Here is an 11,358-nt window from a genome sequence, read left to right as displayed (position 1 = left end):
AACCAACAGCCCGTTTGGCAAAACCCCAAAAAATGTAACCATAAACCGCGCCGTCCAGCTATAGGGAAAAAGCCAGAATATAGGTGTTAAAGCAAAAAACAGACCACTTAACGCACTGGCAAATAAATGAATGATCACAGTAGCAGCAAATCCTGCTTTTTGAACTAAAAATAAACAAAAAGGAATCTGCCATAATAAAGAAAGCCACAATAAGCAGTATGCTAAAATAAAATATCCCGCATTACTGACCGCAGATGAAAAACCGGTCCCTATGCCTTCAGATATCACTGTGATAAAAGTAAGTAATAAGGATATCATTAACATATTAAATGCAATCAGAATTATTTTAGAAATAAATACCTTCTTCAAGTTAATGGGCAGGCTATAAAGCGTCCGGTATTGGTGTTTTTGATCTTTTTTATTAGCCAAATGACATAAAAACACAATCGTAATGGACCCAAGAGGCATACACCAGTTGCTGACAACAGAGCTTGAAAAACCGCCTAAACCAATACCAATAAATATAAATATCACAGATACTAAAATTAAAGCTATGGGTATGAATACTATCAGTTTCCGAAACAGGGATCGTTTAAATTTTAGAATTTCTGCTTCTAAGTATGTTCGTAGCATCAGGCATCACGCTCCTTTCTGACAATGTCCATAAACAATTGCTCCAGATTTTCGTTAGCATCAATAGAGTTCTGATAGAGAAGAGATCCATTGTAAATAATTCCTATATCATCGGCAACCTGTTGTATTTCGCTTAAAATATGGCTTGAAATAATAACAGTAATGCCGGACTCCACAAATGTTCCAATCATCTCCCTCAGTTCTTCTATACCAAAAGGATCCAATCCGTTAGCAGGTTCGTCTAAAATTAATAATTCGGGATCATTAAGAAGTGCTAATGCGATGCCTAGTCTCTGTTTCATTCCCAGGGAAAACTGGGATGTCTTTTTATTTCCGGTATCGGCCAAGTCTATTCTTTGTAAAACTTCATTACATTTATCCGTTTTAATGCCCAGAAGAGTTGCACGCACTTTTAAATTTTCAAATGCCGTTAAATTATCATATAGCGGCGGTGATTCAATCAATGAACCGATGTTCCATAAATCTTTTCGGGTCCAGGGGTGATTGTTAAACAGTATTTTTCCTGAGGTTGATCTGATATTCCCCGTAATCATTTTTAATAATGTAGATTTACCCGCACCATTTGGTCCTAATAAACCGTATACCGTATTTTTTCTTACCGACATAGACAGATTTTTAATTGAATATGCTTTTTTATATTTTTTAGATACATTTTGAGTTTGTATCATATACTCCTGCATTCTAATTTCCTCCATTTCATATCGTTGATAACCTAATCCAGAAAACAGCCTGACATAAATACTTGCAGCCTGACTGCATTAAGGGGGCAGTTTGTGCTGTGTCCATTCCATCGTGGTTACTCCTTTGTTTTATTAAAGCTATGGTAACCGCCATTTTTAAGGAAATTATAAAGAAGCATCTGCTTACCGAAAATTTTTCTATCTGTGCAAGGGTTGAAAAAAACTACCCTGTTTTCGCTAACAGGGTAGTTCGTTTTTTATTTTATGAAGGACTTTTTACTTTGACAAGTGCTCTTTAACAGCAAACCTTAAAGTAAGTGGTTCTTGCGCATTAATCAAATATTCATCATGAATCGGCGCACCCCAGCTGTCATCTCCTCCCACGCCCATCTGTTTTGCAATCAGACGAACCCAGGTATAATTGACAGAAGGCAGTTCGTATAAATGCATGGCATTTTCCAGCTCATAAGCACTGTACGGCAGAACACTGCATTCATAATCTCCATCCAATGCTATAAATTCAATGCCTTCCTCCTGGTCATCGGTGACACTTAGCCAGCTAACACCGGTGCGGTTGCCGCATTCCTGGGGGATCAGATAGGGAGTTAGATTCTGTTCTGGCGTTGTGCGGTAGATGCCCTTTTTAGCTCCTGCCTTACGGTCCAGATAGTTTTCCATTGGACCTTTTCCCAGATATACTGCCTGGTTCAGCCTGCCCTTTAACTTAAAGTCTATTCCGAAGAGAGGGAGAGGCGGCATTTCTTCCACTCCCGGGTAGGTTATGGTGACTTCAAGTACTCCGTCTGCATGCATGGTATATACTACACTGGAAGTGAATTTGGGAATACTTCCGGCTTCATAAAAGAACGTTAGGGTAACCTTTTCTTCACTTTCTTCCATTTCAAATCTGTTGTCTAAATATCTCTGCCCCAGGCTCGCTGCCTGCCACTGGCTTAACAAAGCTTCCGTCTTCATTCCTCTGTCGTTGTCTGTTGTCGCTCTCCAGTAAGACAGCTTTGGTACACGGGTGATATATTCTTTACCGCTGTATACCAGGGAAATGATTCCACCTTCCTGTTTTGAAAACATGGCAAAACATGTTTTTGTGCGGACTCCTACATTTACATCCCCATGAATAACTTCTAACGTATTTCCGATCGCGTTATGCCGGTCCTTTCCTGAATCCGCCCCTGTATCCTCATTCTGATCCGCTTCCAATATCACCCTGACCGTTTCCTGCCCGAATGTCACTTCGTATCCGGCGCTTTCCCACAGCGTATCCTGTGCCAGCACCATGGAAACCGTACAGCAGTATTCCCCCGGTTCCTTCGGAATTTCATTCCCAAATGGAAGGCTTGTCTTCTGTCCCGGCTCCACACAGATGTCCGGTTGTGATTCTGCAATACATATTCCCTCTTTTTCCAGCATGAAGCGGAATTTATAGGCATTTGTATTCCGGAACAGGCTCTGGTTGTGGATGGTTACCTCTCCGTTACAAACATGGATTTTTACATCGGAATACAGAAATTTTACTTCCTGGGCTTTGGGTGAGGGAACGCGGTCAGCAAATACAATGCCGTTGGTACAGAAGCAGTAGTCCGTTGCCCTGTCGTCAAAATCACCGCCGTATGCCAGCACTTCCTTTCCATTATCCAGCGTCCGGTAAACCGCCTGATCGATATAATCCCATATAAAGCCGCCCTGATAACCGGGATATTTATCTTCCAGCTTCGTATAGAGTTCCATGCCGCCCAATGAGTTCCCCATTGCGTGCATGTATTCACAGCTGATATAGGGTTTGGCTGGGTTTGCTTTTAAGTATTCCTCTATTTCTGCCGGTTTAGCATACATGCGGCTCTCCATGTCACTGATGTAATCGTAATCCCGGTTCCAGAACACACCTTCATAATGCACCAGCCTGGATGGGTCTGCCTTATGAAAATATTCGCTGACAGAAGCCAGCACATCGCCTGCATAAGACTCATTTCCACAGGACCAGATAACGATGGAGGGATGGTTTTTATCTCTTTCCAGCATAGATATTGCCCGGTCCATGACGCATCCGGCCCACTCCGGACGGGACCCCGGTACATTCCAGGAAGGTTCACACGCCCCCATTTTCTGCCAGGATCCGTGGCTCTCCAGATTCATTTCATCAATTAAGTAAATCCCATATTCATCACATAGCTCATACCACCTGGTCTGATCGGGATAATGACAGGTACGTACCGCATTGATATTGTACTGTTTCATAAATCGGATATCCCAGAGCATATCCTCTTCTGTCACACTTCTTCCCCTTCTGGGATTAAACTCGTGTCTGTTTATTCCCTTGAAAATAATTCTCTTTCCATTAATACACATAATGCCGTCAATCATTTCAAAATTGCGGAATCCGACTTTTGTGGTTAGAGACTCCACCAAATGATCTTTCTGATCATAGACCTCCAGATAGAGGGTATAGAGATCCGGAATCTCCGCACTCCACGGCTGTACAGATGGAATTTCGGCTTCTGTCTCTACTATCAGGGACTTTTTACTGATTTCTTCATACCACACAACATCATCGTATCTTTTCAGATATGCCCTTATATATCCGGTTTCATCTCCCTGCATGGTGAGCCTGATATTCAGCTTTCCATCCTGGTATCCGTGAATCAGCTCCCCGTTTACGAACAGATCCCGTATGTGAAGCTTTGGAGTGCTGTAGAGGTAGACATCCCGAAAGATTCCTGAAAATCTCCAGAAATCCTGATCCTCTATCCAGCTGGCACTGCTGCGTTTATAGACTTCCACTGCAATTTTATTTATCCCAACAGAAATAACGTCCGTGATATCAAATTCCGAAGGGGTAAATGTATCTTCACTGTATCCGATAAAGCTTCCGTTTACCCAGAGGTAAAAAGCAGTTTCGACCCCCTGAAAAGAAAGATACATCCTGCCTTCCGGCATTTCTTCCACCAAAAACTCCTTTACATAAGACCCTGTGGGGTTGTAATTTTCGGAAATGTGGGGCGGACGCAGAAACTCCTGTCCATCCCAGGGGTACATAGTATTAATATACTGGCAGCGGTCATAGCCCTGAAGCTGTATATGGCCCGGCACCTGAATATCGCCAAAACCGGAACAGTCATAATCCAAACGATAAAAATCAACCGGACGCAGTGATGGGTTTTCCGCATAACAAAATTTCCATGTTCCGTTTAGGGAAATCCTTGTACTTTCCCCCTTAACATTAAATATATGATCTGAGTGCGCCGGCTGACGGTTCACCTGAAATACTTCCGGGTTTTCCAGCCATGCTAAATCTGCTTTCATTGTAATATCCTCCTTAATTTCGAATCATGCTTACATGTTTTTATACTGCTGCCAGATCATTTTGCACCGGCAGTTTGATAATGACGGTAGTTCCTTCTTTTTCCTGGCTGAGAATATTCAAACCATAATCTGCACCGTACAGAAGTTTTAGACGGTCATCTACATTGTTGATACCAATGCCGGAAAAATGTTCCGATTTATCGTGTCCGCTTGACAGGCTCAGTACCCGGCTTTTCTTCATTCCTACGCCGTCGTCTGTGATTTCAATATTCAGATCCTTTTCCACTCTCCGTATACAGACCCTGATATTTCCATTTCTGCCCGACGGAAAGGCGTGGAAAAAAGCATTTTCGATAAACGGCTGCAAGAGCATTTTAGGAATCATACAATTCATGCATTCTTCGGTAACATCATATGCGACCTGCACCTGATCCCCATACCGGGTCTGGTTAATGAGGACGTAATTTCTAAGATTTTCAATCTCCTGCTCTATAGTAATACATTCACTGGTATCGCTGATGGTATTACGAAGAAGCTTAATAAATGCGTCAATGGTCTGGGAGGATTTCCCTGCTTCTCCCTGCCAGATCAGCCATTTAATGCTTGCAAGGGTATTATAAATATAATGGGGATTAATCTGCATCTGCAGTGCCTTGATCTCCGAACGCCGCTTTTCCTCCTGGGTTCGCATGAGTTCATCAATATACCGTTTCAGGTCATCCAGCATGAAATTATAGGTAGTAGCCAGTTCCCTTATCTCTTCTGTGCCCTTTACCTCCATATACTGCCCGAAATCACCTTTTCTTATCTCCGACATTTTCCCTGCCATAATAGAAAGGGGACGGGTAATCTGTCTGGTGATAATGATGATAAATATAAGAACCACGCATGCAATTCCCAGACAAATCAATGCCATCTGTCCAATATTGTACTGATTATCAAGGGCTTTTGCATTATCAATCACGCCATAAATAGAGTAGCCAAAATAGGGCAGACTCGTCTTCAATATGGTATATACCCTTTTGTTGTCCTTAAAATTGCTGCGCAGGTACTGGTCATCCCTGTCAGTTACCCATCCCTTATCCAGAATATTTCCGATGGATTCACTTCTATTGGAAGAAACGACTCTGTGATCCCGGTCTGTCAGATAAAAGTCCGTAGTATCACCGGTAAAATAATCATAATAATCCTTAATATCCCGTTCCCGCATTGTAAAATAAACAATAGCATAAGGCATGCTGCTTTCCAGATAGGTGAGGGCTTTTGCCCCAATCAGCGCCTGTCCTCCTTTTGAGGTGGACGTGAGACCTCTTTCAAAATACTGATACTGAATGGTCTTTGGATTTTCCAACGCCCGTTTCGACAAATCATTCTCCATAATCTCACTTATGGGTGTGGTTAAATTTTCCTGTTGGTTAAGATAGCTCTTCCCGGTAATGCCGACGATCATGACGCTTGCATCCGACAAATCAGACCCCAGCGCCTGCTTTAAGTCTCTCTGCATCTGGTAGACTGTCTGGAATTCGCTCTTTTTGTCCATCTCTTTATCATCAAAATACCGGCGGAATGCCCAGCTGGAATCAATGGACGCCGCCACTTTCATAAATTTCTCATGACAGTCATTTAATTCTTTTTCTACCTGCCGGAAAACCCGCTCCTGGGACTTCCCATATGTATCAATAAATATATTTTCGGACAGATGGATCACAAATGCCGATACCGCAAAGGAAACAAAAACAATGCCCAGTATCACCGTACATAATATTTTGACCACCGTACTATTCAGATGCAGTTTCTTCATTGGAAATCACCTCTCCTGTCTGTGGCTCCGCCGCCATGTGGACGGTGTATCACCCGTAACCTTTTTAAATACCCTGCAGAAATAACTTGGATCGGAATATCCAACTTCGTTGCTTACCTGGGAGATACTCAGGTCTTTTTCCCGCAGCAGCCTGCAGGATTGTTTGATACGGATACTGTTGACGTACTCACTGAAACCGGCTTCCATGTGCTGGTTAAAATATGCAGAAAGATAATAATAATTGAAATTAAATACCTTTGCTATCTCCGCAAGGTCCAGATCCTGTGTGTAGTTCTGGGCAATGTACTGGAGAATCTGCCGGATTCGGTAATCATCTTCCGGCGTGCCTTCCACCAGTTCCCGGTTTAATTCCTTGCGAATCTCATCCAGAACATTGCTGAATTCCTCCACGTATACCGTACTGTCAATCTGTTTGAAATATCGGTAGCGCATCTCTTCTTTTCGGTTGCGGCTCATATCCATTGCATCAATCAAGCTGAATATCATATTTTTAATCTGGTTTTTAAACCGGAATTCCTCCATGCAGGCCTTCATTCCCTCACAGGCATATCCATAGAGTAAATCCAGTGCTTCCCGGTACCTTTTTTCATCCAGATACTTGGAAAACCAGTTAAAATCAAATTTAGGCATTTGAACTGCCGTCTTTTTTTCTTCTATAATCCGGAGATTTTTACCCTGGTAATAAAAGGCTTTGTCCGCCTCCGGTAAAATTATTCCGTCATAGATTTCCTTAATCATAGAACGTGTGGAGAATTCATGGCTTAGCACACCGTAGATCCGGCTGTGGAAAACAGTCATCTGCCCGGTCAGCCTGTCCATGAATTGTACGATGTCATCCCTGTCTCCCGCACGGAAATTAAGTACGACACAGAGCGTTTCCTCACGAAGCAGCACCGCAATATATGCATATTTGCAGTCCTTCATATAATCCATTGCTTTTTCATACAGGATAGATGAAATATCCTGTCCTTTTAAATTTCTCTGGCGGATACACATGCCAAATACCCGGTAAAATGTATAAGGAAAGCGTTCCACAATCTCAGGTCCTGCAAACTCTTCTGAATTGCCCATTAAGTAATCCTCCAGGCTTTTCTCAAGACTTACGCCCTCTTCCTTCATCAGAATCATACCTGGTATTCTCATTGCCGTTGTCTTTAAAACTCCAAGCAATTCCTGAGGATTTAAAGTGGGCTTCAAAACATAGTCCACAGCACCGTTTTGCAGAGCGCCCTTTACATAATTAAAATTATCGTAGCTGCTAAGGATAATAATCTGGATTTCCGGATAGATTTTCTGAACTACTTTGGAAAAATCAACCCCATCCATCTGGGGCATAACAATATCACATAATACAATATGGGGATGCAGGCTTGCCAGAAGTTCCAGCCCCTCTTTACCATTTGCGGCCTCCCCGACGATCTGAAAGCCCTGTCTCTCCCAGTCCAGCATATGCTTAATACCCTGACGCATGATATATTCATCGTCTATAATTAAGATTTTGCAGTAATCATTCACAACTTTCCCCCCTGTAAATGAAAGCGCCCTCCCATTCAGTATTAACACAGGGTGACGCTATCATGTTTATTTAAAACTATTTCAGTATAATATATAAAACCATAAAAATGAATATGTATTTATCATTTGATTTTATTTTATGGAGTCTAAGAGTTGATCATCCTTTTACGGAGCCTGTCATACCTGCAACAAACTGCTTCTGCATCAGGAAGAAGATCAATGCGGTTGGAATTGTTGCCATGACAACTGCGGTCATCATCATTCCATAATCAGGCGTATAAGAAGAACCCATTGCAGATATGATCAGCGGCAGTGTTCTGTTCTCGCCTTTTAAAGCAATCAACGGCCACAGGTAATTGTTCCAGCTTGTCATAAAGGTTACTACAACAGCAGCTGCATAAGTAGATTTCATGGTTGGCATATATATTTTTGTGAAAATGCCCATTTCACCCAAACCGTCAATTCTGGCTGCTTCCACAAGTTCCTTTGGAAATGTCTTGGTATTCTGACGGAAAAAGAAGATCAGGAAAGCCGTTGCCACTGCAATGATAATAACCGACCCCGATGTATTAAGTGCCAGAAATTTCAGTACCGGAATATTTTTGAAATTGGAAAACAAACGGAATAACGGAACCATAAGCGCTGCAAAAGGAACCATCATGGACAGGAGGATAAAATTAAAAATCCGGTCTCTTACTTTTGACTTGTATATCTCAAATGCATATCCCGCTGCAGACGATACAATCATTGCAACTGCAGTAGTTACAACTGCAATAATGAGAGAATTTTTAAAAGACGTTAAGTAATTCAAATCCGATTGAAGGACCGCTTTTAAATTTTCAAAAAAATAGCTGCCAGGCATTAAGGTTCCTTTTGTTACATCCACTGATTTATTAGTTGCTGCTATTATCATCCAAAAAAACGGGAAAATGGATACAATAGACAAAATGCTGAGAATTACATATTCAATACTTCTGATTACCTTTGATCTTTTACTCATTCTTTATCGTCACCTACTTTCATCTGAATTATGGACAAGATTACAATTAATAACACGATTACATAGGATACTGCCGCTGCATATCCAAAGTTTGGCTGATATTTAAATAACAGGTTGTAAATATACTGGGAAATGGTAATGGTGGCATTTGCCGGACCGCCGTTTGTAATATTTACCGTCTCATCAAAGAGCTGCAGTGTACCGATCGTAGAGTTAATCGTTGTAAATAAAATAATTGGTTTTAACAGCGGTAAAGTAATGGATTTAAATTTCTGGAATCCGCCTGCGCCATCAATTGCTGCCGCTTCATAAATCGAATCGTCTATTCCCTGAAGTCCAGACAGATAGAATACCATATTATAACCGGTCCATCTCCAGGTAATGGCGATGATAATCAGGACCTTGGCAAATACCGGGTGGGTAATCCAGGATATGGGTTCTGATATAAAATGCAGATTCATGAGCATGATATTGACAAAGCCGTCTGTTGCAAATAAACTTTTAAATATAATGGAATATGCTACCAGGGAAGTAACACAGGGAAGGAAAATTGCAGTTCTGAAAAAACCTCTTCCTTTTAATTTTTTATCATTGAGCATTGACGAAATCACCAGGGCCAGAATAATCATAACCGGCACCTGAATGACCAGATACATCACTGTATTGCACAATGCCTTGACAAATGTAGAGTCTGTCAGCAGCCGCTTGTAGTTCGCCGCTCCTGCAAATCTTAAATTGTTTCCCATTCCGGTCTGCAGAGAAGTAACAAATGCCTGCACCATCGGATAGAATACGAATGCCGCTATTAGAATTACGCTGGGAATAATAAATGCCCAGGATCTTCTGTCAATTTTTTTCTTCATGACCTTCTACCTTCCTGAAAATGGGGTGCTGAACAATGCAGCACCCCACTCTACCTTCTTTATTATTGTGCTACTGCTGCTTCTGCCTGAGTCTGGTAATCAGACAATGTGGAATCTATATCTGCTCCTGATACAATAGCCTGAAGTGCTTCTGTCATGATATCTTCCAGTGCATAGGTATGCAGACCGTAGTTAACAGATGGTACTTCCTGTGTCCATTTGGAGAAATCTTTGAATATTTCCTGTCCGCCAAAGAAATCGCTTCCCTTGGAGTAGTTTTCTGCTGACTCTGCAGCGTCTAAAGTACTAACCAGGGTAATGTCAGCTGCCAGCTGGTTCATTAAGTCAACATTAGATGCAAATGTTTCTTTCAGGAAATCTTTTGCTGCCTGCTCGTTGCCTACATTTTTCAGAACATACCAGCCTGCACCTCCGATAGAAGAAGCATTTACAGATTCTGCATTTGCATCCATTTTCGGGAATGGTGCCACTGCCCATTTGCCGCTCTGGTCTTCTGCCTTCTGGATGGAAGGAGCAATCCAGCATCCGGTTACTACGGAAGCTACTTCACCGTTATTGAAGGATCCTACGAACTGATCCCAGTCTGCAGTCTGTTTTGTAATTCCGGCTTCAACCAGCTTTTTGTAAACGCCAATTGCATCTTTTAACCCTTGGTTATCCTTGAAATCAACTTTGCCTTCTGCATCTGTATACCAGGTTCCGGCACTCTGCATCATCATACGGATCTGTCCAATATCACTTGGATCAATGGTGCACATATCTACGCCGCATTTTTCTTTAACTGCTTTACCGATTTCAATATATTTATCCCAGGTCAGATTCTGCATATCTTCCTTTGTATAACCTGCCTGCTCGATCAGGTCTGTACGGTAAAAAGTAGCTGCCACACCGGAATCAAATGGTATACCCAGCATTTTTCCATCCATCTGGTTCACACCTGTTTTATAAGCCGCGAAGTCTTCCGGGCTTGCAACATCTGTCAGATCAGCAAATTCATCCGGATAAGATGTGAGATAACCCTGAATCTTATAATCTTCAATCAGCACAATATCAGGAAGTCCGTCATAAGTTCCGGCTGAAAGGCTGGTATTAAGCTGCGCTACGATATCATCCTGTGCCATAGTTACAACTTCTACTTCTGCATCCGGATGGCTCTTCTGGTAAATTTCTTTTGCCTGATTGGCAGCCACAATATTAAATGACTCGTCCCATGCCCAAATTGTAATTTTGCTTTCTTCTCCTGATGCAGCCTGGGTATCTCCTGCCGTCTCACCTGCAGTCTCCGTATCATTTGCTGCTTCTGTAGTTGCGGCTGAAGTCTCTGCTGTTGTTTCCTCTGCTGCCGTGGTTCCGGCTTCCGTTCCCTTTGTCTCAGCTCCGCTTCCTGAACATCCAGCCAGGCTGAGTACCATAGTTCCTGCTAATAATGCTGCTAAAACTTTCTTCTTCATTTCATATCCTCCTGATTTTATTTGGTTTATTGTC

Annotated in this window: 8 protein-coding genes; all 8 read right to left on the bottom strand. The window is 42.1% G+C overall.

From position 1 onward, the window contains the following. Window positions 1–633, bottom strand: a 633-nt coding sequence (locus ACH2DQ_RS26420) for a lantibiotic immunity ABC transporter MutE/EpiE family permease subunit (protein WP_395028658.1), incomplete at its 3' end; no start/stop codon positions are given. Continuing rightward, on the bottom strand, window positions 633–1,334 hold the full coding sequence (locus ACH2DQ_RS26415) for a lantibiotic protection ABC transporter ATP-binding protein (RefSeq protein ID WP_394912950.1): 702 nt from the start codon (window positions 1,332–1,334) through the stop codon (window positions 633–635). The genes ACH2DQ_RS26415 and ACH2DQ_RS26420, both read right to left, overlap by 1 nt. A 276-nt stretch (window positions 1,335–1,610) precedes the next feature. After that, window positions 1,611–4,652, bottom strand: coding sequence for a glycoside hydrolase family 2 TIM barrel-domain containing protein (locus tag ACH2DQ_RS26410; RefSeq protein ID WP_394912949.1), 3,042 nt, complete (start codon window positions 4,650–4,652; stop codon window positions 1,611–1,613). Window positions 4,653–4,692: 40 nt separating this feature from the next. Beyond that, window positions 4,693–6,453, bottom strand: coding sequence for a sensor histidine kinase (locus ACH2DQ_RS26405; protein ID WP_394912948.1), 1,761 nt, complete (start codon window positions 6,451–6,453; stop codon window positions 4,693–4,695). 6 nt (window positions 6,454–6,459) lie between these two features. Next, window positions 6,460–7,989 carry a response regulator gene (locus ACH2DQ_RS26400; protein ID WP_394912947.1) on the bottom strand — a complete coding sequence of 510 codons (1,530 nt, stop codon included), beginning with the start codon at window positions 7,987–7,989 and terminating at the stop codon, window positions 6,460–6,462. A gap of 157 nt (window positions 7,990–8,146) precedes the next feature. After that, on the bottom strand, window positions 8,147–8,989 hold the full coding sequence (locus ACH2DQ_RS26395) for a carbohydrate ABC transporter permease (protein ID WP_394912946.1): 843 nt from the start codon (window positions 8,987–8,989) through the stop codon (window positions 8,147–8,149). Then, entirely contained in the window at window positions 8,986–9,852 is an 867-nt protein-coding gene (locus ACH2DQ_RS26390) for a carbohydrate ABC transporter permease (protein ID WP_394912945.1), read from the bottom strand. Before ACH2DQ_RS26390 ends, ACH2DQ_RS26395 begins: the two co-directional genes overlap by 4 nt. 62 nt (window positions 9,853–9,914) lie before the next feature. Then, window positions 9,915–11,324, bottom strand: a complete 1,410-nt coding sequence (locus ACH2DQ_RS26385; RefSeq protein ID WP_394912944.1) for an ABC transporter substrate-binding protein — start codon at window positions 11,322–11,324, stop codon at window positions 9,915–9,917. Between the last annotated feature and the right edge of the window lie 34 nt (window positions 11,325–11,358).

The sequence above is a fragment of the Robinsoniella sp. genome, from assembly GCF_034124845.1.
Note: the sequence above shows the minus strand (reverse complement) of the source record. Positions and strands in the feature narration are given on the sequence as shown.

Excerpts from the sequence above, each read along its gene's own strand:
- ACH2DQ_RS26415 (WP_394912950.1), bottom strand. The coding sequence starts at position 1,334 with ATGCAGGAGTATATGATACAAACTCAAAATGTATCTAAAAAATATAAA.
- ACH2DQ_RS26410 (WP_394912949.1), bottom strand. The coding sequence starts at position 4,652 with ATGAAAGCAGATTTAGCATGGCTGGAAAACCCGGAAGTATTTCAGGTG.
- ACH2DQ_RS26405 (WP_394912948.1), bottom strand. The coding sequence starts at position 6,453 with ATGAAGAAACTGCATCTGAATAGTACGGTGGTCAAAATATTATGTACG.
- ACH2DQ_RS26395 (WP_394912946.1), bottom strand. The coding sequence starts at position 8,989 with ATGAGTAAAAGATCAAAGGTAATCAGAAGTATTGAATATGTAATTCTC.
- ACH2DQ_RS26390 (WP_394912945.1), bottom strand. The coding sequence starts at position 9,852 with ATGAAGAAAAAAATTGACAGAAGATCCTGGGCATTTATTATTCCCAGC.
- ACH2DQ_RS26385 (WP_394912944.1), bottom strand. The coding sequence starts at position 11,324 with ATGAAGAAGAAAGTTTTAGCAGCATTATTAGCAGGAACTATGGTACTC.